19 protein-coding genes are annotated in these 21,646 nt (G+C 71.8%); 11 read left to right on the top strand and 8 right to left on the bottom strand.

The genetic code is table 11. The features are described 5' to 3' along the window. Positions 1–52: 52 nt before the first annotated feature. From ACX9I7_RS09975 to ACX9I7_RS09965, 3 genes are all read left to right on the top strand, one after another. Positions 53–787, top strand: coding sequence for a FadR/GntR family transcriptional regulator (locus tag ACX9I7_RS09975; protein ID WP_459387102.1), 735 nt, complete (start codon positions 53–55; stop codon positions 785–787). A 118-nt stretch (positions 788–905) separates the two neighbouring features. After that, positions 906–2,330, top strand: coding sequence for an ethanolamine permease (gene eat, locus ACX9I7_RS09970; protein ID WP_459387101.1), 1,425 nt, complete (start codon positions 906–908; stop codon positions 2,328–2,330). Positions 2,331–2,356: 26 nt separating this feature from the next. Then, positions 2,357–3,070 (top strand): gamma-glutamyl-gamma-aminobutyrate hydrolase family protein, encoded by a 714-nt coding sequence (locus ACX9I7_RS09965; RefSeq protein ID WP_459387100.1) that lies wholly within the window; start codon positions 2,357–2,359, stop codon positions 3,068–3,070. A 124-nt stretch (positions 3,071–3,194) separates the two neighbouring features. On the opposite strand, the gene ACX9I7_RS09960 is transcribed toward ACX9I7_RS09965, so the two are convergent. Next, positions 3,195–4,547 carry a transcriptional regulator gene (locus tag ACX9I7_RS09960; protein ID WP_459387099.1) on the bottom strand — a complete coding sequence of 451 codons (1,353 nt, stop codon included), beginning with the start codon at positions 4,545–4,547 and terminating at the stop codon, positions 3,195–3,197. A gap of 125 nt (positions 4,548–4,672) precedes the next feature. On the opposite strand from ACX9I7_RS09960, the gene ACX9I7_RS09955 reads away from it, so the two are divergent. The 3 genes from ACX9I7_RS09955 (at position 4,673) to ACX9I7_RS09945 (ending at position 7,350) form a co-directional block, all read left to right on the top strand. Beyond that, positions 4,673–4,999 carry a hypothetical protein gene (locus ACX9I7_RS09955; RefSeq protein ID WP_459387098.1) on the top strand — a complete coding sequence of 109 codons (327 nt, stop codon included), beginning with the start codon at positions 4,673–4,675 and terminating at the stop codon, positions 4,997–4,999. Between the two features lie 325 nt (positions 5,000–5,324). Next, positions 5,325–6,212, top strand: a complete 888-nt coding sequence (locus ACX9I7_RS09950) for a radical SAM protein (RefSeq protein ID WP_459387097.1) — start codon at positions 5,325–5,327, stop codon at positions 6,210–6,212. Positions 6,213–6,222: 10 nt separating this feature from the next. Beyond that, positions 6,223–7,350, top strand: a complete 1,128-nt coding sequence (locus ACX9I7_RS09945; RefSeq protein ID WP_387577197.1) for a methyltransferase domain-containing protein — start codon at positions 6,223–6,225, stop codon at positions 7,348–7,350. Between the two features lie 110 nt (positions 7,351–7,460). Here ACX9I7_RS09945 and ACX9I7_RS09940 read toward each other — a convergent pair whose 3' ends face one another. Continuing rightward, positions 7,461–8,396 carry a LysR family transcriptional regulator gene (locus tag ACX9I7_RS09940; protein WP_459387096.1) on the bottom strand — a complete coding sequence of 312 codons (936 nt, stop codon included), beginning with the start codon at positions 8,394–8,396 and terminating at the stop codon, positions 7,461–7,463. A gap of 70 nt (positions 8,397–8,466) precedes the next feature. On the opposite strand from ACX9I7_RS09940, the gene ACX9I7_RS09935 reads away from it, so the two are divergent. After that, positions 8,467–9,582, top strand: coding sequence for a TDT family transporter (locus ACX9I7_RS09935; protein WP_387577193.1), 1,116 nt, complete (start codon positions 8,467–8,469; stop codon positions 9,580–9,582). Here ACX9I7_RS09935 and ACX9I7_RS09930 read toward each other — a convergent pair. From ACX9I7_RS09930 to ACX9I7_RS09920, 3 genes are read right to left on the bottom strand one after another with little or no spacing between them, the layout of a single operon-like run. Then, positions 9,509–10,261, bottom strand: a complete 753-nt coding sequence (locus tag ACX9I7_RS09930; RefSeq protein ID WP_358622271.1) for a helical backbone metal receptor — start codon at positions 10,259–10,261, stop codon at positions 9,509–9,511. The two genes, ACX9I7_RS09935 and ACX9I7_RS09930, sit on opposite strands and share 74 nt — an antisense overlap. A gap of 58 nt (positions 10,262–10,319) precedes the next feature. Next, entirely contained in the window at positions 10,320–12,131 is a 1,812-nt protein-coding gene (locus tag ACX9I7_RS09925; protein ID WP_387577191.1) for an ABC transporter permease/substrate binding protein, read from the bottom strand. Next, positions 12,124–13,239, bottom strand: coding sequence for a quaternary amine ABC transporter ATP-binding protein (locus ACX9I7_RS09920; protein WP_387577189.1), 1,116 nt, complete (start codon positions 13,237–13,239; stop codon positions 12,124–12,126). The genes ACX9I7_RS09925 and ACX9I7_RS09920 overlap by 8 nt, the downstream gene beginning before the upstream one ends. A gap of 186 nt (positions 13,240–13,425) precedes the next feature. Between ACX9I7_RS09920 and ACX9I7_RS09915 the strand changes: the two genes are divergently transcribed. The 4 genes from ACX9I7_RS09915 (at position 13,426) to ACX9I7_RS09900 (ending at position 17,316) form a co-directional block, all read left to right on the top strand. Next, positions 13,426–14,331 carry a 5'-3' exonuclease gene (locus tag ACX9I7_RS09915; RefSeq protein ID WP_387577242.1) on the top strand — a complete coding sequence of 302 codons (906 nt, stop codon included), beginning with the start codon at positions 13,426–13,428 and terminating at the stop codon, positions 14,329–14,331. A gap of 80 nt (positions 14,332–14,411) precedes the next feature. Then, the gene (locus ACX9I7_RS09910; RefSeq protein ID WP_387577187.1) at positions 14,412–15,272 is read left to right on the top strand and encodes a siderophore-interacting protein; all 861 of its coding nucleotides are present in this window, start codon (positions 14,412–14,414) and stop codon (positions 15,270–15,272) included. Between the two features lie 38 nt (positions 15,273–15,310). After that, entirely contained in the window at positions 15,311–16,018 is a 708-nt protein-coding gene (locus ACX9I7_RS09905) for a hypothetical protein (protein WP_459387095.1), read from the top strand. Between the two features lie 131 nt (positions 16,019–16,149). Beyond that, positions 16,150–17,316, top strand: a complete 1,167-nt coding sequence (locus ACX9I7_RS09900) for a serine hydrolase domain-containing protein (RefSeq protein ID WP_459387094.1) — start codon at positions 16,150–16,152, stop codon at positions 17,314–17,316. A gap of 60 nt (positions 17,317–17,376) precedes the next feature. Here ACX9I7_RS09900 and ACX9I7_RS09895 read toward each other — a convergent pair whose 3' ends face one another. The 3 genes from ACX9I7_RS09895 to tatA all read right to left on the bottom strand — a co-directional run bounded on the left by ACX9I7_RS09895 (position 17,377) and on the right by tatA (position 21,600). After that, positions 17,377–20,202, bottom strand: a complete 2,826-nt coding sequence (locus ACX9I7_RS09895; RefSeq protein WP_387577181.1) for a DEAD/DEAH box helicase — start codon at positions 20,200–20,202, stop codon at positions 17,377–17,379. A 133-nt stretch (positions 20,203–20,335) separates the two neighbouring features. After that, on the bottom strand, positions 20,336–21,208 hold the full coding sequence (tatC, locus tag ACX9I7_RS09890) for a twin-arginine translocase subunit TatC (protein ID WP_358622823.1): 873 nt from the start codon (positions 21,206–21,208) through the stop codon (positions 20,336–20,338). A gap of 107 nt (positions 21,209–21,315) precedes the next feature. After that, positions 21,316–21,600, bottom strand: a complete 285-nt coding sequence (tatA, locus tag ACX9I7_RS09885; RefSeq protein ID WP_189453779.1) for a Sec-independent protein translocase subunit TatA — start codon at positions 21,598–21,600, stop codon at positions 21,316–21,318. Positions 21,601–21,646 lie beyond the last annotated feature (46 nt).

Raw genomic sequence — 21,646 nt, 5'->3', positions numbered from 1 at the left:
CGTCCGGGCGTCTTAAGGTAGGGCCGTAGACCATTGATTGGGAAGGGGGACCATGAACGGAATCGCGGACAGCGGCCTGACGGACCGGCTGTCGCCGGTGCTGCGCCCGGTCCGGGCGGGCAGCGGTTTCGAGGAGACGCTGGAGCAGATACTCCAGGTCATCCGGCTGGGCCTGGTGGCCGAGGGCGAACGGCTTCCGGCCGAACGCGAGTTGGCCGAACGGCTGCGGGTCAGCCGCGTGACGCTGCGCGAGGTGCTGAAGGTCCTGACGGACCAGGGCCTGGTGGAGAGCCGGCGCGGCCGCTACGGCGGCACGTTCGTGCTGCCCCGCCCGGCGACGGCCGGCGAGGACGAGCTGCGACGCCGCGTCGCGGACGTGGACCTGGAGGACGTCCTGCGCTTCCGGGAGGTGCTGGAGGTGGGGGCGGCGGGGCTGTGCGCCGCGCACGGGACGGCCGACGAGGCGGCCGTCCGGCTGCGCGCGGCACTGGCCGCGACGCATGACGCACCGCTGGCCGACTACCGCCGCCAGGACACCCTGTTCCACCTGACGCTGGCCGAACTGTCCGGGTCCCCCACGCTCGCCGCCCAGTACGCCGCAGTCCGTGCCACGGTCAACGACCTGCTGGACTGCATCCCGCTGCTGGTGCGCAACCTGGAGCACTCGCAGCGGCAGCACACCGCGCTGGTGGAGGCGGTGCTGGACGGGGACGCGGAGGGGGCGCGCGAGGTCATGCGGGAGCACTGCCACGGCACGGCGGCGCTGCTGCGCGGCTTCCTGGCGTGAGGAGCTCCGCACGGGAGCTTTGGTAACCCCGGTTTTACGCAGGGGGGTTGCGTAGCGGTGGCCGACACCACAAAGGTATGGCGCGAAACCTTTGCCGGCATCCCCTCCAGGAGCGCTCATGGCCGAACGCACGGAATCCCCCGGCTATCTGGAGAAACGCTCCCTGCGCCGGGGCAGCGCGGGCCCGCTGCTCCTCACCGGCCTGGGCGTGGCCTATGTCGTCTCCGGCGACTACTCCGGCTGGAACTTCGGGCTCGCGCACGGCGGTTTCGGCGGACTCGCCGTCGCCGCCGCGCTGATGGGCCTGATGTACACGTGCATGGTCTTCGCCCTCGCCGAACTCGCCGCGATCCTGCCCACGGCGGGCGGCGGCTACGGCTTCGCCCGTCGCGCCCTGGGCCCCTGGGGCGGGTTCCTCACGGGAACGGCCATCCTCATCGAGTACGTCCTGGCCCCCGCCGCCATCTCCATCTTCATCGGCGACTACGTGGAATCCCTGCGCCTGTTCGGCCTCACGTCGAGCTGGCCGGTGTACCTGGCCTGTTTCGTCGTCTTCATAGGAATCCACCTGTGGGGCGTGGGCGAGGCCCTGCGCTTCAGCTTCCTGGTGACGGGCGTGGCGGTGGCGGCCCTGCTCGTCTTCGCGGTGGGCGCCTTCACGGACTTCCACACCGGCCGCCTGAACGACATCCCGGCCGACCCGCACGCCTTCGGCTCGTCCTCCTGGCTGCCGTTCGGCCTGCTGGGCATCTGGGCGGCGTTCCCGTTCGGGATGTGGTTCTTCCTCGGCGTCGAGGGCGTGCCGCTGGCCGCCGAGGAGACCCGCGACCCGGCCCGTACGCTGCCGAGGGCCATGGCCACGTCCATGGGCATCCTGCTGCTCCTGGCCCTGCTGACCTTCCTGGCCGCCACGGGCGCGGGCGGCGCGAACGCCCTGACGGAGGCCGGCAACCCCCTGGTCACCGCCCTGGACCCCGACGGCGAGGGCCGCGTCCTGGCCAGGGTCGTCAATTACGCGGGCCTCGCGGGCCTGGTCGCCTCCTTCTTCTCGCTCATCTACGCGGGCTCCCGCCAGCTCTTCGCCCTCTCCCGCGCCGGCTACCTCCCCCGCGTCCTCTCGCTCACCAGCCGCCGCAAGGCGCCGTGGCTGGGGCTGCTCGTCCCGGGCACGATCGGCTTCACCCTGGCCGCGGCCACGGGCGACGGGGCGCGGATGCTCAACGTGGCCGTCTTCGGCGCCACCATCTCCTACGCGCTGATGTCCCTCTCCCACATCGTCCTGCGCCGCCGCGAACCGGCCCTGCCCCGCCCCTACCGCACCCCGGGCGGCGTGGCCACCTCGACGACGGCCTTCGTCCTGGCCTGCGCGGCGCTGGTGGCGACCTTCCTGGTCGACGTGACGGCCGCCCTCATCGCCCTGGCCGTCTACGCGGTCGCCGCCGGCTACTTCGCCCTCTACAGCCGCCACCGGCTGGTGGCGAACGCGCCCGAGGAGGAGTTCGCGGCGCTGGCGGCGGCGGAGGCGGAGCTGAGCCGGGAATGACCGCACGAGGAAAGAAAGCGAACGGCATGCCACTGATCGGCGTCACCACCTACCTCACCCGGGCCCGCTGGGGGGTGGCCTGGGACCTCCCGGCCGCCCTCCTCCCCGCCGCGTACCCGGCGCACGTCCAACGCGCGGGCGGCCTGGCGGTCATGCTCCCCCCGGACGCCCCCGCCACCGCCCCCGCCGTCGTATCCCGCCTGGACGCCCTGGTCCTCGCGGGCGGCGAAGACCTCGACCCCGCCCTCTACGCCGCCCGCCCCCACCCCCGCTCCGGGGCCCCCGTCCCGGAGCGCGACGCGTGGGAGCTGGCCCTCCTGGACGCCGCGCTGACGAGCGGCACCCCGGTCCTCGGCATCTGCCGGGGCATGCAGCTGATGAACGTCCACGCGGGCGGCACGCTCTGCCAGCACCTCCCGGACGAGGTGGGCCACGACGCCCACAACCCGGCACCGGGCACCTTCGCCGACCACCCGGTGAAGCCGGTCCCCGGCACCCTGACGGCCACCCTCCTGACCGGCCGGCCACTGGACGTGGCCACCCACCACCACCAGTCGGTCGCCCGCCTGGCCACCGGCCTCACCGCCTCCGCCCACGCGGAGGACGGCACGGTGGAGGCCCTGGAATACCAGGACCACCCCTCGTTCGCCCTGGGCGTCCAGTGGCACCCGGAGGCCCGGGACGACTTGCGGGTGACGGAGGCCCTGGTGCGAGCGGCGGCGGAGGGCGGCAGGCCCTGACGGGCCGCCGAAACAGCGCGCCCCTTGGGATACAGGGAGCTTCCCTTGGGATCTGCGCTGTGTGACGCGCTGCCTCAGCAGCACGAAGCCCCGCCCGCGCGCGGTGCGTGGACGGGGCTGGTCACTACGCCGCAGCGACAAGATCGCGTGCCCGTTCGTTGAAGTCCGCCACGAGGCGGCTTCGTCCGAACGGCCGCATGCGCTTCTGCAGGTCCACTACAGCTTCCACGGCTCGCGACGACTTCACCTGCCTCGTCAGCGTCAACGTACGGAGCCCTGCGGCATACGCCGACTCGAGATCCCGTCGTTGCAGATGCGAGGCCGCGAGCGCGGCATGGGACATCGCGCCGCGCCGTGCCCTCTGCTGTTTCTTGGCGAAATCGATGGAGCGATGGGCGTGTTCCTCCGACGCCCCCGCCTCGCCAAGGTCCCTGAGGGTGTTCGCGTGCTCCCCATGGAGGTAGGCAGGGTCGATGAAGGCGGCCCAGTCCGGTTCGCTTTCGAGCCGTACGCGCTCGGCCACCTTCTCCGACTGGGCGACCGCACGCACTGCCCCCGCTTTGTCACCCAGCAGCGCGAGAGCCCGTCCTTCGAGACACCACAGATCCGCCAGACAGGCAGGCGATGTCGCCTTCGCCAGTCCGTGGCGCCCGGCCTGTGCCAGCCTGCGCCCTTCCGCCGGATCACCGAGCAGCGTCGCCTGATCTGCCATTCCAGCGAGGACATGGGCCCCGAGCGCGATGTTCTTCGATTCGTCGGCGAGCCTGAGCGACTGGATGAGAAAGCGCTGCGCGGTGCCGTGCTCGCCGTTGTCGTAGGCCATCCAGCCGAGCAGGTACGTCTGCTCGGCGGCCGCCTCGCACAGGGCGCGTCGCACGTCTTCAGCACGCGCACGACGCAACAGCGGGTAGACGTGCTGGTTCATGTATTCGGCCAGGACCAGACGACCGGATCCGCCGCCCTGGAAGATGTCCATCCGCTGGAACGTCGTAAACATGTTCTTGACGGCGCTGACATCCTCAAGCCGAACCCTCGGTCCTGGCCCAGTCCCTTGATCAAGCGTGTTCAGCAGCCAGTCCCGGGACGGCCCCAGTCCGGCGACAGCCGCGAACGGCGCGGCCGCCAGGAATCGACGTCGGTCCACGTCCGCTCTCCCCAGGTCTGCGACGACTTCAACCGTATCCGTGTACGACGAGTTGTACACGAGTGCGTCGTCGGCCGTCGTGCTGTCGCCGAGCCCGAGGTCGTATGTCGTGACCCGATATCCGAAATGGTCGGAGAACACTCCCGCCAGGATCTCGGGGATGGGACGCCTCGGCTTCTCTCCACCGAGCCATCGACGCACGCCTGTCGTATCGGGTGCGATGTGAGGCTGGCGCCAGGCGGTCGCCTTCGCTCTCACGCGCCGGGCGAGTTCACCACGGCTCATACCTGAGCGGTCCAGCCAGTCGGCCAACTCGGTGTTCGGCGAACCCATGCTTGCCTGCCTTCTCCACGCGCGGTCGTGGAAGCGACACCTTTCGACACCCCTTCCGAAGGTACCGCCGTACGGGCCGCGGATGTTGCCTGTGTAACACGAACTGACGTCACCGGGGAGTCACCATGACAACACCCGCCACGCACAACGACGACACCACCGCCGGACACCAGCCCGATTCCCTGATCGGCCAAGTGGTTCACGATCACGGCCGTGGTCGCCTCGGCAAGGTGATGGACAAGGTCGGCCCGCGCTACCAGTTGCGTCCGCTCGACGGCGGACGCGAGTGGGAGACCGACCGCGACAACATCGAAGTCGTGGTGCTGCCTCGATGCGCCGTCATCGACCGGCTCAAGGCCGAGCGCGGCAAGGCGCACAAGGAGGGGCGCTCCGCCGAGGTCCACATGCTCACCACGGCGCTGAGCCGCCACCTGCGGGAGATGCACCCATGACCGACAGCACGACAATGAGCCCGATGAGGCGGCTGGCCGGCGTATGGGGCCGCCTTCTCAGCATCCTGCGTCCCTCTCGTGTCCCCACCATGAACCCGCATGAGGAGGGGGTGACCACAGAGCCGCTCACGCCTCGGCGCACACCGATCGTGCTCAGTCTTCCTCACACGAGCGGCCCGCCCAGCATGCCGCAACCGGATCATCCGGCAGCGGTTCGCCGCCACTACGCCCCCGCTCTCATCTGCACATGCGACAGCCCTGGAGCTGGATCCTCACAAGTCGCCGAGGCCGACTCGGCCCAGCCCCACCCATAGGAGGTACATCCATGCCCTCCGTCACGCAGGCATCACAGAGCCTCATCCGCCCCATCCTCGATTCGGTCGAGTGCGAGCTCACCGAAATCTGCGACCTGGAGTGCAGTCACTGCTGCACCTTGTCAGGCCCGAGGATGACCCACGGCACCATGGACCTCGCCGACTGGCAGGAAGTCATCGACCACATCGCCGACCTCGGTATCCCGATGGTCCAATTCATCGGTGGAGAGCCAACACGGTCGCCCCACCTCCCGGCCCTCATCGAGTATTCCCTCGGCCGCGACCTGGGTGTCGAGGTCTACTCGAACCTCACTCATATCCGGCCGTCCTTGTGGGGCCTGTTCGCCCGCGAGGGCGTCCGACTGGCAACGTCCTACTACAGCGACGAACCAGCCGAACACGACAGCATCACCAACGGCAAAGGAAGCCATGCCCGTACCCGCACGGCCATCACCGAGGCGTTGCGTCGTGGTATCCCACTGCGGGTGGGCATCGTCAAGGTTCTCCCGGGTCAACGAGTGTGCGAGGCTGCGGCCGAGCTACGTGCCCTCGGCGTCACGGACATCAGGACAGACCATGTGCGCAAGGTAGGCCGCGCGGCCGACCCCGGTGTCGTCCAACCCGATGTAACCGAACTGTGCGGGCGCTGCTTCCATCAGCGAGCCGCCATCTCACCCAGCGGCGACGTGTATGGCTGCATCCTCTCGCGCCACTTGCTCGCCGGGAACGTGAAAGCGAAGGGGCTCGCTGCCGTGCTCACCAGTGACAGGTGGGCAGAGATCACCGCGACCGTTCCGGCCCCACGAGCCGCCTGCACACCTGACGACAGCAACGACTGCGACCCCGCGTCCACACCAGCATGCCTGCCCTCCTTCCCCGACGACGAAGAAGAGGAATAGGAGACACCTAGTGGACTGGCAACCTCACGCCACCGGGCTCGCCGAGCGCGTCACGCACCGTACGTCGCGATGGCGCGCTCCCGTGGCCCGGACGCCTCGGCACGTGCTCGTACCGCGCTGGTGGGAGCGTGCAGCCGACGGGTGGGCCGTGCGGGACGGGGCGGCCGAGCCGGATCGCTGGCTCGGGGCCGCGTACAGCGACAAGACGCTCGTCACCAGGGTCGGCGCTCTGCACGCCGACCGCGCAGCCGATGACGACCGCCCCACGGGTCGGCCGACGTCGTCCTCGACTCTGCCCGGCCTCGACATCCTGATGTTCCAGCACGCCCGGATCGGCGACGACGACACGCTCGGGCACATCGGTACAGGGCCCGGGTATGCCGACGCCCTGGCCTGTCACCGCCTCGGCGACAAGCAGGTCACCAGCATGGACATCGACCCCTACCTCGTCGATGCCGCACGGGAGCGCCTCGGCGGGCTGGGCCTGCGCCCGACGATTCTCGCCGTGGACGCGACAGGCGAGCTTCCCGGCACGTTCGACCGCATCGTGTCGACGGTCGCCGTCCGGCCGATCCCGGCGAGCTGGCTCGCCGCGCTGAAACCCGGCGGACGGCTCGTGACGACCATCTCCGGCACCTCACTGCTCGTCACCGCCGACAAGAACGAGGACGGCAGCGCGTCCGGGCGCGTCGAATGGGACCGGGCCGGGTTCATGTCCGCCCGGCGCGGACCCGACTACCCGCCTCGCCTCGCTTCACTGCTCGCTGTCGCGCGCGAGCACGAAGGCGTGGCCGTCACGACCGGCAGGTACCCCGTCGTCCACGTGATGGAGGCGTGGGACCTCGCGTCCATGCTCGATGTCACCACTCCTGGCATTGAACATGAGTTCGAGGAAATCGAGGGCCGTCGCACCGCCCTGATGATCCACCCCGACGGCTCCTGGGCCCGCGCAGCAGCTTTCGGCGCCGCCGCTCCCACGGTCCACCAAGGCGGGCCGCGCCGACTCTGGGACGCCCTCGACGAAGTGCGCGACCTCTGGCTCGCGACGGGTGAGCTGCCTCTGCGCGGGGCCCGCGTGCTCGTCAAGCCGTCGGGAGCCACCTATCTCGCCCGTGGGAACTGGTCCGTCAGGCTGTAGCGCCGCAACCCCTGTCCCCATGACGGCGGGACAGCGTGAATCTCCCCGTTCCGGCCCGCCGGGGCGAGGGAAAACGATGGCGGAGAGACAGGGCCCCGGGAACCCGGCGCCTACCCCCCGGACCGTGTCAGCCCCAGCAGTTCCCGGGCCGGGCCCGTCGGGCGGTGGCCGGTGGGCCAGACGGCGCGGAGGGCGCGGCTCAGGGAGAGGTCCCGGACCGGGATCTCGACCAGGCGCCGGGCCGCCAGTTCCTCGCCGATCGCGAGCTCGCTCAGGACGGACGGGCCCGCGCCGCTGACCGCGGCCGCCTTCGCGGCGGTCGTGGAGGCGAGTTCGAGCAGCGGCTCGGCCAGGCCGCCGTGCGTGGCCAGGGCGGCGTCCAGGACCTGGCGGGTACCCGAGCCGCGTTCGCGGAGGATCAGGGGGGTGGCCGCCAGCTCGGCCGGGTCCAGGGGGGCGCGGCGGCGGGCCCAGGGGTGGCCGGGGGCGGTGACGACGACGAGGCGGTCGCGGCCGACGACCGCGCCGTCCAGGCCGGCCGGTACGTCCAGGCCCTCGACGAAGCCGAGGTCCGCCTGCCCCGCGAACAGGCGTTCCGCCACGGCCGCCGAGTTCCCCGTGCTCAGCGACACCGCCGTGCCCGGCCGCTCCGTGCGCAGCGCGATCAGCCAGCCCGGCAGCAGGTACTCCGCGATGGTCATGCTGGCGGCGACCCGCAGCCGCGAGTCGCGCCGCCCGCGCAGGGCCTGCGCGCCCGCGTCGAGGGCCTCGGCGGCCTCGACGACCTTGCGCGCCCAGTCGGTGACGAGCACCCCGGCGTCCGTGAGGCGCGAGCCGCGCGGGGAGCGCTCGACGAGGGCGACGCCGAGGAGGCGCTCCATGGCCCGGACGCGTCCGCTCGCGGCGGGCTGGGTGATGCCCAGCTCGCGGGCCGCCCGGCCGAGACTGCCCAGCCGGGCCACGGCGAGCAGCAGCTCCAGGGCGCCCAGGTCGGGGACCCGGTGGGCGAGGGGGGTCGGGAGGGGCCCGGAGGAATCACCGCTCATAACCCCAGCTTATGTCCCCATAGTCATAAAGCCCCTGGTGGGCGGGGTGCGGCCAGGAGACCGTGGACTCATGAACACCCGTGATCCCCTCCGCCACCTCGGCCCCAACTGGTACGCCACCGTCATGGGCACCGCGATCGTCGCCTCCGCCGGAGCGGCCCTGCCGGTGGCCGTGCCGGGGCTGCGCGGAGCCTGCGAGGCGGTGTGGGCGCTGGCGGCGCTGATGCTGATCACCCTCGTCACCGCCCGCGCCCTCCACTGGGCCCGCCACCCCGACCAGGCCCGGCGACACCTGGGCGACCCCGCCGTCGCCCCCTTCTACGGCTGTCTGGCGATGGCCCTGCTCGCCGTCGGCGGCAGCACGCTCTCCGTGGGCACGGGCGTCATCGGCGAGAGCGCGGCCGTCGCGGTCGACGCCGTCCTGTGGACGGCCGGCACGGTCGTCGGGCTGGCCGCGGCGGCCGCCATCCCCTACCTGATGGTCACCCGGCACCGGATCGCGCCGGGCGACGCCTCGCCCGTGTGGCTGCTGCCGATCGTGGCGCCCATGGTCTCCGCCGCGCTCGGCCCCGCGCTCGTGCCGCACCTGCCCGCCGGCCAGTGGCGGCAGGCGCTGCTGCTGGGCTGCTACGGACTGTTCGGGATGAGCCTGCTGGCCACGCTGCTGATCCTGCCGGTGGTCTTCTCCCGGCTCGTCCACCACGGACCGCTGCCGCTCGCGCTCACCCCGACCCTGTTCCTGGTCCTCGGCCCGCTGGGCCAGTCCACGACGGCCGTCAACGCCGTCGCGGGCGCCGCGCCGGGCGTCGTCGCGGAGCCGTACGCACGGGCCATGGCCGGCTTCGCCGTCCTCTACGGCATGCCCGTCATCGGCTTCGCACTGCTCTGGCTGGTGCTCGCCACCGCCATGGTGATCCGCGCCGCCCGCCGGGGCATGGGATTCGCGATGACGTGGTGGGCCTTCACCTTCCCCATCGGCACCTGCGTCACCGGCACCGCCGCGCTGGCCCACCGCACCGGGCTGACCGCCCTGACCTGGCTGGCGGTGGCACTGTACGCGCTGCTGGTGACCGCCTGGGCGGTCGCCGGGGCCCGTACCGCCGCCGGGCTGGTCAGCGGCCGGCTGCTCGCAGCGCCGCGCCCAGCACCCGTGGTGCCGATGCGAGAGATGGCCCGTACCACGTGAGGTGACGGCCGCTGACGAGCGCCGACGGCAGCCCGGGGAAGCACTCCGGGCCGTCGTCGGCGCCGAAGCGGTACGGCTCGTCGGGCAGGACGACCAGCTCGGCGCCGCAGGCGTTGAGCCGGCCCAGGGGGACGCGCGGATAGCGCTCGGGGTGCCGGGCGTGGACGTTCGCGACGCCGAGCCGGGCGAGGACGTCCCCGGCGAAGGTGTCCCGGCCCAGCACCATCCAGGGTCTGCGCCACACGGGGACGACGGCCGGAACCGGCGGCCCGGTGGGCCGGACGTCCCGCCAGGCGTCGCGGGCGTCGTCCAGCCAGCCGGGCCGGGGCAGCCGGCAGCCGCGCACCAGGACCCGTTCCAGCTCGCTGAACGCCTGCTCCAGCGTGCGCACTTCGGTGACGAGCACGTCCAGCCCGGCGGCGCGCAGCGCGCCCAGGTCCGGGGCGCGGTTCTCCTCCTCGTTGGCGAGGACGAGGTCGGGCGCGAGGGCGGCGATCCGCGCCACGTCGGGGTTCTTGGTGCCGCCGACCCGGACGACGTCGAGCCCGGCCGGGTGGTCGCACCAGTCGGTGGCGCCCACCAGCAGGCCGGGCCCGGTCCCGGCCACGGCCTCGGTGAGCGAGGGGACCAGGGAGACGACCCGGCGCACGGCGGGGCGGCCGATCGGTGAGCTGCTCACCGCCCCACCGTACGCCCGCCGTCCACGGGTTCGTCAGGCGCCGGAAGACGCCGGTTCGTCAGGCGCCGACGGGCGCCAGCTTGTCGACGAGGCCCGGGTGGGCGTCGAGCCAGCGCCGCGCCGACTCCTTCTCCTTGCCCTTGCCGCCGTTCTGGATCTCCGCCTCCAGGGAGGAGAGGTCCTTCTCGGACATCTTGAAGTTCTTCACCCACTCCGCGATCTTCGGGAAGTCCTTGGCGAAGTCCTTCTTGCCGACGGCGTGGATCTGCTCGCCCTGGCCCCAGGCGCCCTTGGGGTCCTTGAGCTTCTTCAGGTCGTACTTCCCGTACGCCCAGTGCGGCGACCAGAGCGTGGTGACGATGGGCTCCTTCTTCTTCAGGGCCCGGTCGAGCTCGGCGAGCATCGTGGAGGTGGAGGACGAGACGACCTTGTACTCGCCGTCCAGCCCGTACTCCTTGAGCACCTTGTCGTTGAGCTTGCCCATCATGCCGGCGCTGGACTCGATGCCGACGATCTTCCCGCCGAACATCGCGGACTTGCCCTTGAGGTCGGCGAGCGAGTCGACGCCCTTGACGTAGGAGGGCACGGTCAGCTCCAGGGACGTCGGCCCGTACCAGGAGCCGAGGTCGGTGAGCTTGTCGCGGTAGCGGTCCATGTACTGCTGGTGGGTGGTGGGCAGCCAGGAGTCGAACTGGACGTCCATCTGGCCCTGGGACAGCGCCGTGTACAGCGGGCCGGGGTCGAGCTGCTTGACCTCGGGCTTGTAGCCGCGCTCCTCCAGGATGTTCTGCCAGAGGTAGGTGGAGGCGACGGCCTCGTCCCAGGGGAAGTAGCCGAGCTTCACCGCGCGGCCCTGGCCGACGCCCCCGCCCGCGGCGGCGGTCTGCCGCCCGTCGCCGTCGGCCAGGCGCATGCCGCCCGCGACGAGCGCGAGGACGACGACGCCCACGGCGGCGACGGCCGTGCCCGGCCGGTACCGCAGCACCTTGGACGCGACGGCGGCACCCGCCGCGGCGTCGGCCTTGGCGGCCGCGCGGCGGCCCAGCGGGGAGACCCGCTTGCCGAGCGCGCCGGTCATCCGGTCCAGGTACATGGCGAGGACGACGACCGCGAGGCCGCTCTCCACACCGCCGCCGATGTCGACCTGCGTGACGGCCGCGTAGACCGACTCGCCCAGACCGCCCGCGCCCGCCATGCCGGCGATGACGACCATGGACAGCGCCAGCATGATCACCTGGTTGACGCCCGCCATGATGGTGGGCAGCGCCAGCGGAAGCTGGACCCGGACGAGGGTGTCGCGCGGCGTCGTACCGAAGGCCCGGGCTGCCTCGACGAGTTCGCCGTCGACCTGACGGATGCCGAGCTCGGTCATCCGCACACCGGGCGGCATCGAGAAGACGATGGTGGCGATCAGGCCGGGGATCGGCCCGATCGAGAAGAACATCACGCCGGGGATCAGGTAGACGAAGGCGGGCATCGTCTGCATCAGGTCGAGGACCGGCCGCAGCACCCCGCTGACCCGGCGGTCCCGGGCCGCCCAGATGCCCAGCGGCACGGCGAACAGCAGCGTGATGAGGCTGGCGACCAGGACGAGCGACAGCGTCGCCATCGCCCTGTCCCACAGCCCGAACGAGTCGACGACCGCGAGCCCCGCGAAGGCGAGGACCGCGGCGACCAGACCGCGCAGCCACCAGGCGACGACCGCGAGGATGCCGGCCATCAGCAGCGCCGCGGGCGCGCCGAGGGCGGCGTGGACGCCGTCGTACATGCCGGTCAGGACGGTGCTGACGGCGTCGAAGAGCCAGGAGAGGTGGGACTGGAGCCAGCCGACGGCGGATTCGGCCCAGCCACCGAGGTTGATCTCAGGCATGGGTGATCACCTCCGGCTCGGACGCCGACGCAAGGGGGGTCGGGACTTCCGGTTCTTCCTCGCGGGGGCGTTCGTTCGGCTGGTCGGCCAGGGCCGCCAGCAGGCTGTCGCGGGTGACGACACCGGTCACCTCACCGCTGTCGTCGGTGACGGCGACGGGGGAACCGCTGCGGGAGAACGGCGAGAACAGCTCGGCCACGGGCGTCTCCTCGCTCACGGTCGGGGCGCCGTCCGGCACGGCGGCCACCGCCGCCGCGTCCGCCGCCGGGGCGGCCATGATCGAGCCGGCGGTGAGCACCCGGGAGCGGTCCACGTCCTGGATGAAGGAGGCCACGTAGTCGTTGGCGGGCCGGACGAGGATGTCCTCGGCGGTGCCGTTCTGCACGATCCGGCCGTCGCGCATGACGGCGATGCGGTCGCCCAGGCGCATGGCCTCGTTGAGGTCGTGGGTGATGAAGACGATCGTCTTCTTCAGCCGCTTCTGCAGGTCCAGCAGCTGGTCCTGCATGTCGCGGCGGATCAGCGGGTCCAGCGCGCTGAAGGACTCGTCCATCAGCAGCAGGTCCGCGTCGGTGGCGAGCGCGCGGGCGAGGCCGACGCGCTGCTGCATACCGCCGGACAGCTCGTCGGGCCAGGACGACTCCCAGCCCTTGAGCCCGGCCAGCTCCAGCGCCTCGGCGGCGTGCTCCAGCCGCTCGGCGCGCGGCACGCCGCGCACCTCCAGGCCGTAGGCGGCGTTCTCCAGCACGCTGCGGTGCGGGAAGAGCGCGAAGTGCTGGAAGACCATGCTGATGTTCCGCGAGCGCACCTCGCGCAGCTCGGCCGGGGAGAGCCCGGTCAGATCCCGTCCGTCGTAGAGGACGCGCCCGGACGTCGGCTCCAGGAGCCCGTTGAGCATGCGCAGCAAGGTGGACTTGCCGGACCCCGAGAGGCCCATCACCACGAAGATCTGGCCGGCCTCGACCTCGAACGACGCGTCGATGACCGCCGCGGTGGTGCCGTCCGCGCGCAGCTCGTCGCGGCCTGCGCCGTCCTCGAGTCGTCGGACGGCGGCTTCGGGTCGTCTGCCGAACACCTTGTACAGATGCTCGGCCTTCAGCCTGGACACATAAACCTCTCGGGTCGTACTCAGGCCCCACCCGTCCCCCTACTTCCGGGCGGAGCCACTCCGGCGTCGCGCCTGCCCTGGGTCATTCGGCGCAAACGGAACAGTGATCCGGTTCACACGCGAGCCGGGTGGGTGGGGGTGGCTGTCAGTGGGGTGCGGCATGATCGAGCCGTGACGCGACGCCTGATGCTCCTCGACACCGCCTCCCTCTACTTCCGCGCCTATTTCGGGGTGCCGGAGTCGGTGAAGGCCCCGGACGGCACGCCCGTGAACGCGGTGCGCGGCCTGCTGGACTTCATCGCCCGCCTGGTCCAGGACCACGAGCCCGACGATCTGGTCGCCTGCATGGACTTCGACTGGCGCCCGCAGTGGCGCGTCGATCTCATCCCGAGCTACAAGGCGCACCGGGTGGCGGAGGAGGTCGAGGGCGGGCCCGACGAGGAGGAGACGCCCGACACCCTCTCCCCGCAGGTCCCCGTGATCGAGAGCGTGCTGGACGCGATCGGCATCGCCCGCGTCGGCGCCGTCGGCTACGAGGCCGACGACGTGATCGGCACGCTGACGGGCCGCGCGGCCGGCCCGGTGGACATCGTCACCGGCGACCGCGACCTCTTCCAGCTCGTCGACGACGCGCGCGGCGTGCGCGTGCTGTACCCGGTCAAGGGCATGGGCTCGCTCCAGGCCGTGGACGAGGCCGTGCTGCGCGAGAAGTACGGGGTGGACGGCCCGGGGTACGCGGATCTGGCGCTGTTGCGCGGCGACCCCAGCGACGGGCTGCCGGGCGTGCCGGGCATCGGTGAGAAGACGGCGGCGAAGCTGCTGGCCTCCTTCGGCGACCTGGCCGGGATCCTGGCGGCGGTGGAGGATCCCGCGGCGAAGATCAGCCCGGCGCAGCGGAAGCGGCTGGCCGAGGCGGGGGCGTATCTGGCGGTGGCGCCGAAGGTGGTCCGGGTGGCCGCGGACGTGCCGCTGGCCCCCTTCGAGGCAGCGCTGCCCAGCGAGCCCCGGGACCCCGAGGTGCTGGAGGCGCTGGCGGAGCGCTGGGGGCTGGGCGGCTCGCTGCAGCGGCTGCTGAGCGCTCTGCCCCGATGAGCTGTTAGGTTAGGCAGACCTAACTTTACGATCCAGTGCCAGGATCCGGTGACAGGATCCGGTGATCAGGGGAGACAGCCATGGCAGACCGTCCCGTACGCAAAGCGCCCCGGCTCACCCGCGCGCACGTGCTGCGCACGGAGCGGCTGACGCCGCACATGGTGCGCGTGGTCCTGGGCGGCGAGGACCTCGCGGAGTTCGGCGCCGGGGAGTGCACGGACCATTACGTGAAGCTGCTCTTCCCCGTCGAGGGCGTGGCCTACCCCGAGCCCTTCGACATGGAGGTCATCCGCCGCGACCTGCCGCGCGAGGCGTGGCCCCGGACCCGTACGTACACCGTGCGCTCCTTCGACCGGGCCGCCCGGGAGCTGGCGATCGACTTCGTGGTGCACGGGGACGAGGGCCTGGCCGGCCCCTGGGCCGCGACGGCGCAGCCGGGCGCGGAGATCCGGATGCTCGGCCCCGGCGGCGCCTACGCCCCGGACCCCGCCGCCGACTGGCATCTGCTGGTCGGCGACGAGAGCGCGCTGCCCGCCATCGCCGCCTCCCTGGAGCGGATGCCGGAGGGGGCCGTGGTCCACGCGTTCGTCGAGGTCCCGGGCGAGGACGACAAGCAGAAGCTGGAGCTGCCGGACGGCGTCGAGGTCACCTGGCTGACGCGCGACGGCGCCCCGGTCGGCGCGGCCCTGGTCGAGGCCGTGCGCTCGCTCGCCTTCCCGGCGGGGGACGCCCAGGTCTTCGTCCACGGCGAGGCGGGCTTCGTCAAGGAGCTGCGCCGCCATCTGCGCGTCGAGCGCGAGGTGCCGCGCGAGCGGCTGTCGATCTCCGGCTACTGGCGCCGGGGCCACGACGAGGACGGCTGGCAGGCGTCGAAGCGCGAGTGGAACCAGCAGGTCGAGGCCGAGCAGGAGGGCGGCCCGGCGACCGGGGCCGCCGCCTGAGCCCTCCCCTGACGGGACGTCACGGATATCCTCCCCGCATGAAACGTGCCCGGACAGCCCTGGCGTCGCTGACGCCCCTCGCCGCGGCGGCCCTCGTCCTGACGGCCGCCGCGCCGGGTTCCGCGCGACCCCTGGACAACCCGGATTCCTCGAACTCCGCGAACTCCTCGGATTCCGAGTCGTCCATATCCACCGCCGGGCCCACCCAGCGCGGCCGTGAGGTGGTCTTCACGGTCACGACCGGCCGGACGACGCTGGACGCCCACGACGGCCACCTCACCGTCGAGTCGCCCGCCTTCGTCAAGAAGCTGACCCTCAAGGAGAAACGCTTCCGGGAGGGTAAGAACGGTCAGTTGTACACCAGGGTCGCGGGCATGGTTCCTTGTGACATCGCCCCCGGCACCTACCCCGTCGACCTCAAGGACGGCGGCGAGGAGGAACCGGCGGAGTCCGTCGAACTGACCGTCGTCCCCGAAATGGACCCGGGCAACCGGGAGTTCTGCGACGGCCCGAGGGGCTACGACGAGATCGTCGACAGGACGAGCGAGACGGCGCCGGACGAGGACGACGAGGGCACCGAGGGCGTCTCCCTCGGCGAACTGGCCGCCGTCATCGCCGGCACGGCGACCCTGGCCGCGGTCCTGGCGTCGACCGCGACCTACCTCCTGACCCGGAAGCGGAAGCACAACCGCCGCGACGAGGGCGGGCAGGGGCGGGAGCCGGGGCCGGAGGACACGCCGCGTTAAGGGGCCAGGGGATCGGGGGTTAACCCCACCCGGAGCCGGGCGGGTAGCGGGATCGTCCGGGACGGCCGGTTCCGGAATGGTTGGGCCCAGCACTTACCGCTGGTTTCCCAACGATTCCCAGGAGTTGGCCCGTGCGCGAGCAGGCATGGCGAGGTTTCCGTACTTCCGGGCGGCGGAGCGGCCGTCGCGGAGTGGTGGCAGCGGCGGTCGCGGTGGCGGCCGGTGTCATGACGACGATCGTCGTGGCACCGCCCACGGCATCCGCCGCCACCCGGCCGGACACCATCCAGCAGGGCCTGAACGCGCTGGTGCGCGGCGACGGCCCGCCCGCCGCGCTGGCGAGCGTCAAGGGCCGTGACGGCCGCACCCGTACCTATACGGCAGGCGTCGGCGACCTGGCCACCGGCGCGAAGGTACCGGCCGACGGTCAGGTGCGGATCGGCAGCAACACCAAGACGTTCACGGCGGTGGTCGTGCTGCAACTGGTCGCCGAGGGGAGGATCGGCCTCGACGCCAAGGTCGACACCTATCTGCCGGGCCTCGTCCGAGGAAAGGGCATCGACGGTCGCCACATCACCGTCCGCCAGCTCCTCCAGCACACCAGCGGGCTCCCGGAATACGAGGGGGACGTCGACGACGACACCATCCGGCACCGGTACTTCGAGCCCCGCGAGCTCCTGGACGTCGCCTTCCGTCACAAGGCCGACTTCGCCCCCGGGGAGGGCTGGAACTACAGCAGCACGAACTATGTGGTGGCCGGCCTGATCGTCCAGAAGGTCACCGGCCGCACCCTCGCCGCGGAGATCGACCAGCGCGTCGTCCAGCGCCTCGGACTGCGCCACACCTACTTCCCCGCCCCCGGCGACAGGACCATCCGGGAGCCCCACCCCAAGGGCTACCACCGGGCTTCGGCGACCGCGCCGCTGCGCGACTCCACGGAGATCGACCCTTCCGTGGCCTGGGCTGCGGGCGCCATGATCTCCACCAACTCCGACCTCAACCGCTTCTTCACCGCGCTCCTGGCCGGCCGTCTCCTCCCGGCGGCCCAGCTCGCCGAGATGCGCACCACCGTCCCCATCGGGGATACGGGCGCCGGCTACGGCCTGGGGCTCATGAGCAGGCCGCTGTCGTGCGGCGGCGTCTACTGGGGCCACGGCGGTGACATCAACGGCTACGAGACCCGGGGCGGAGTCACCGACGACGGCCGCGCCGCCGACATCACGGTGACCGCCATCCCGACCGACGCGGCGGTCACCAAGCGCTTGGAGGGGCTCGTGGACACGGCCCTGTGCCGCTGAGCGACACCTCGTGTCGGCTTCACCGCCGGGATCAGCCCTAGCCGATCCCGGCGGGTGGTCTCACCCCACCGACGAGTACGCCACGACTCCCCGCAGCAGCCCCTCGACCGCCTTGCGGGCGTTGCGGGTGACCGGGCTGCCGGCCGGGGCCGCCGCCGCGATCTGGCCGAGGACGTCGATGAGCTGCTTCGTCCAGCGGACGAAGTCGCCCGCGGGCATCTCGATCTCGCGCAGCACCTCGTCCAGGCCGTGGCCGGAGGCCCAGCGGTAGGCGGGCCAGGCGAAGCCGAGGTCGGGCTCGCGCTGGCCGACGCCCTCCGCCTGGTTGATCTTGTGCTGTTCCTCCAGGGCGTCGAGGCGGCCCCAGATGCGGATCATCTCGCCGAGGGCGTCCTTCGCGGGGCCGGCGGGCAGCTTCGGCGGGGCGGCGTCGTCCGCGACGCGGGCCTCGTAGACCAGGGCGGAGGCGCAGGCGGCCAGCTCGGCGGGCTTGAGGCCGTCCCAGACGCCTTCGCGGAGGCACTCGGAGGCGAGCAGGTCGAGCTCGCCGTAGAGGCGGGCGAGGCGGCGGCCGTCCTCGGTGACCTCGTCGCCGTGGAGGTAGTCGAGGTCGGTCAGGAGGGCGCAGATGCGGTCGAAGGTGCGGGCGATGGTGTTCGTCCGGCCCTCGATGCGGCGTTCCAGCTGGCGGGTGTCGCGCAGCAGGCGGTGGTAGCGCTCGGCCCAGCGGGCGTGGTCCTCGCGGTCGGCGCAGCCGTGGCAGGGGTGGGAGCGGATGGCGGCGCGCAGGCGGGCGATCTCGCGGTCGTCGGCGGCGGGGGCGCGGTCCTTGCGGTGGCGGTCGGGGACCATGTGCCCGGCCTTGGTGCGCAGCGCGGAGGCGAGGTCGCGGCGGGACTGGGGGCTGCGCGGGTTGAAGGAGCGGGGGATGCGCATCCGCTCCATGGGCTCGACCGGCACGGGGAAGTCGATCGCGGCGAGCCGCTTGACCTGCCGCTCGGCGGTGAGGACGAGCGGGCGCGGGCCGTCCTGGTGGTCGAAGCCGCGGTGGCGGTCGGAGCGGCCGGGCGGCAGGCCCGGGTCGAGGACCAGGGCCAGGCCGGCGAACTTGCCGGTGGGGACGTGGATGACATCGCCGGGCTTGAGCCGCTCCAGGGCGGCCGCGGCGGCGGCCCGGCGCTGGTTCGCGCCCTGCTTGGCCAGCTCGGTCTCGCGGTCCTTCAGCTCGCGGCGCAGCCGCGCGTACTCCTCGAAGTCGCCGAGGTGGCAGTCGATGGCCTCGCGGTAGCCGGCGAGGCCCTCCTCGTTCTTCTGGACCTGGCGGGAGATGCCGACGACGGACTTGTCCGCCTGGAACTGGGCGAAGGAGGTCTCCAGCAGCTCGCGGGAGCGGTGCCGGCCGAACTGCGAGACCAGGTTGACCGCCATGTTGTACGACGGCTTGAAGCTGGAGCGCAGCGGGTAGGTGCGGGTGCCGGCCAGACCGGCGAGGGCGGCGGGATCCATGCCGCGCTGCCACAGGACGACGGCGTGGCCCTCGACGTCGATGCCGCGGCGGCCGGCGCGGCCGGTGAGCTGGGTGTACTCGCCGGGGGTGATGTCGGCGTGCTGCTCGCCGTTCCACTTCACGAGCTTCTCGAGCACGACCGAGCGGGCGGGCATGTTGATGCCGAGGGCCAGGGTCTCGGTGGCGAAGACGGCCTTGACGAGGCCCTTGACGAAGAGCTCCTCGACGACCTCCTTGAAGGTCGGCAGCATGCCCGCGTGGTGGGCGGCGATGCCGCGTTCGAGACCTTCGAGCCAGTCGAAGTAGCCGAGGACGTGGAGGTCCTCGTCGGGGATGGCGGCGGTGCGCTCCTCGACGATGGCGCGGACCCGGGCGCGTGCCTCGTCGTCGTTGAGCCGCAGGCCGGCGTAGAGGCACTGCTGGACGGCGGCCTCGCAGCCGGCGCGGCTGAAGATGAAGGTGATGGCGGGCAGCAGGCCCTCGGCGTCGAGCCGCTCGATGACCTCGGGGCGGCCGGGGGTCCAGATGCGGCTGCGCTGGCGGCGCTCGCGCTCGCGGTCGGCCTCGCGGATCATCTTGCCGCGGCGGCGCTCGCGCGGGTTGTAGACGCGGCTGTTCTCCATGCGGGCCATGCGCAGCAGGTCGGGGTTGACCTCGCGGCGGGCGGCGCCGCGGCCGCCGTGGTCGGTCTCCTCCTCGAAGAGGTCGTACATCCGGCGGCCGGCGAGCACGTGCTGCCAGAGCGGGACGGGGCGCTCCTCGGAGACGATCACCTGGGTGTCGCCGCGGACGGTGTCGAGCCAGTCGCCGAACTCCTCGGCGTTGGAGACGGTGGCCGACAGGGAGACCAGGGTCACCGATTCGGGGAGGTGGATGATCACCTCTTCCCAGACGGCGCCGCGGAAGCGGTCGGAGAGGTAGTGGACCTCGTCCATGACCACGTAGCCGAGGCCGATCAGTTCCTGCGAGCCGGCGTAGAGCATGTTGCGCAGGACCTCGGTGGTCATCACGACCACGGGTGCCTCGGCGTTGACGCTGTTGTCGCCGGTGAGCAGGCCCACCTTGTCGGCGCCGTAGCGCCGGACGAGGTCGGTGTACTTCTGGTTGGAGAGCGCCTTGATGGGCGTGGTGTAGAAGCACTTGCGGCCCTGGGTGAGGGCCAGGTGGACGGCGAATTCGCCCACGATGGTCTTGCCGGAGCCGGTCGGCGCCGCGACCAGCACTCCCTTGCCGGCCTCCAGGGCCTTGCAGGCGGCTATCTGGAAGGGGTCCAGCTCGAATTCGTACATCTCGCGGAAGGGGGCGAGCGCGGTGGCCTGCTCGGCGGCGCGCTGCCGTGCCAGGGCGTAGCGCTCAGCAGGGGACATGTCCTCGGTCATCTTGTCTACGAGCCTACCGGGGAGCTACGACAGTCACCTGATCTTTATCGAGCCCGGGGGCCGGAGGGCGGGAACGCGGCGGGGCGGCCGCTCGGTGAGCGGCCGCCCCGTTCCCGGGTTCATCCGTGCGGGATCACGTCACGTCGTCGTAGCCGCGCTGGTGCCGGTCCTGCTCGGGCAGGCTCGGCATGGGCCTGGAGTCGCCGATGGGCTGCGGTTCGAGGTCGAGCGGGGACGCCTCGTCGTCGTCGAGCTGCCGGTCGGGGTTGCGGCGGTCGCGGCGCTTGTCGTTGAGGATCGCGAAGCCGACGGCGGCGAAGTACAGGATGCTGATCGGCACGGCCAGGACGCACATGCCGAACGGGTCGGTGCTCGGGGTGGCCACCGCGCCGAACACGAAGGTGCCCATGACGACGCCGCGCCACCAGCCGGCCATGGTCCGGCCGGAGACGAGGCCGACCAGGTTCGCCATCACCAGGATCAGCGGCAGCTCGAAGGCGAGGCCGAAGACGAGGATCATCCGGACGGTGAAGTCGAGGATGTCGTTGAGACCGAGGGTGTTGGCCGCGGTCTCCGGGGTGACGCTGAGCAGGACCCGCATGCTGGTGGGCATGATCAGGTAGGCCAGGTAGGCACCCGCGAGGAAGAGCGGGGCGGCCGTCGCGACGAAGGCGACCGTGTACTTCTTCTCGTGCCGGTGGAGGCCGGGGGCGAGGAACGCCCACAGCTGGTAGAGCCAGACCGGCGAGGAGACGGTGACGCCCGCGAGGAGGCACACCTTGACGACCGTCGTGAACGGCGAGGACAGGGTGTTGAACGTCAGGACCGCGCAGTTGCCGCCGTGGCTCTGGGCCAGATCGCGTCCCTCGCACTTGGGGACGGGAGTGGAGAGGAACTCCATGATCTGCTTGTTGTAGAACGCGGCGATGATCGCTACCACGACGATGGCCAGCACGGCCTTCGCCAGCCGGTTGCGCAGCTCGCGCAGGTGCTCCGCGAGCGGCATCCGCCCCTCGGGGTCCTTCTCCTTCTTGCGGGCAGACTTGAGCAACCCACGTCCCTATCTCGTGTGGCAGACGGTCGCCGACGGCGGCCGTCTCAGTCTGTCCTGGGTCAGCGCTGCTGGGTGCTGCGGTCGGTCGGCTCGGCGACCGGGCGGGAGGTCACATCGCCGGGGGCGGCCTTGATCGTGCGGGGCGCCTGCTCGGCGGCGGGCGGGTCGGCGGGGGCGGCGGCGGTGTCGGTGCTCTCCGCCTTCATCGCCTTGGCCTCGCTCTTGAGGATGCGGGCGGACTTGCCGAGGGAACGGGCCATGTCCGGAAGCTTCTTCGCACCGAACAGCAGGACGATGACGACAAGCAGAAGAATGAGCTCAGGCGCTCCGAGCCGACCGAACATATGCGTTTACCTTCTCACCGAAGCGGGATATTGGTGGGACCGGCCG

This window comes from Streptomyces sp. L500 (assembly GCF_054551825.1).
The sequence above is the reverse complement of the archived record's forward strand: the minus strand, read 5'-3'. Positions and strand labels throughout refer to the sequence as shown.

Coding starts and splice junctions, on each gene's coding strand:
- ACX9I7_RS09975 (WP_459387102.1), top strand. CDS start 53: ATGAACGGAATCGCGGACAGCGGCCTGACGGACCGGCTGTCGCCGGTG.
- eat (WP_459387101.1), top strand. CDS start 906: ATGGCCGAACGCACGGAATCCCCCGGCTATCTGGAGAAACGCTCCCTG.
- ACX9I7_RS09965 (WP_459387100.1), top strand. CDS start 2,357: ATGCCACTGATCGGCGTCACCACCTACCTCACCCGGGCCCGCTGGGGG.
- ACX9I7_RS09960 (WP_459387099.1), bottom strand. CDS start 4,547: ATGGGTTCGCCGAACACCGAGTTGGCCGACTGGCTGGACCGCTCAGGT.
- ACX9I7_RS09955 (WP_459387098.1), top strand. CDS start 4,673: ATGACAACACCCGCCACGCACAACGACGACACCACCGCCGGACACCAG.
- ACX9I7_RS09950 (WP_459387097.1), top strand. CDS start 5,325: ATGCCCTCCGTCACGCAGGCATCACAGAGCCTCATCCGCCCCATCCTC.
- ACX9I7_RS09940 (WP_459387096.1), bottom strand. CDS start 8,396: ATGAGCGGTGATTCCTCCGGGCCCCTCCCGACCCCCCTCGCCCACCGG.
- ACX9I7_RS09935 (WP_387577193.1), top strand. CDS start 8,467: ATGAACACCCGTGATCCCCTCCGCCACCTCGGCCCCAACTGGTACGCC.
- ACX9I7_RS09925 (WP_387577191.1), bottom strand. CDS start 12,131: ATGCCTGAGATCAACCTCGGTGGCTGGGCCGAATCCGCCGTCGGCTGG.
- ACX9I7_RS09915 (WP_387577242.1), top strand. CDS start 13,426: ATGCTCCTCGACACCGCCTCCCTCTACTTCCGCGCCTATTTCGGGGTG.
- ACX9I7_RS09910 (WP_387577187.1), top strand. CDS start 14,412: ATGGCAGACCGTCCCGTACGCAAAGCGCCCCGGCTCACCCGCGCGCAC.
- ACX9I7_RS09905 (WP_459387095.1), top strand. CDS start 15,311: ATGAAACGTGCCCGGACAGCCCTGGCGTCGCTGACGCCCCTCGCCGCG.
- ACX9I7_RS09895 (WP_387577181.1), bottom strand. CDS start 20,202: ATGACCGAGGACATGTCCCCTGCTGAGCGCTACGCCCTGGCACGGCAG.
- tatC (WP_358622823.1), bottom strand. CDS start 21,208: ATGCCGCTCGCGGAGCACCTGCGCGAGCTGCGCAACCGGCTGGCGAAG.
- tatA (WP_189453779.1), bottom strand. CDS start 21,600: ATGTTCGGTCGGCTCGGAGCGCCTGAGCTCATTCTTCTGCTTGTCGTC.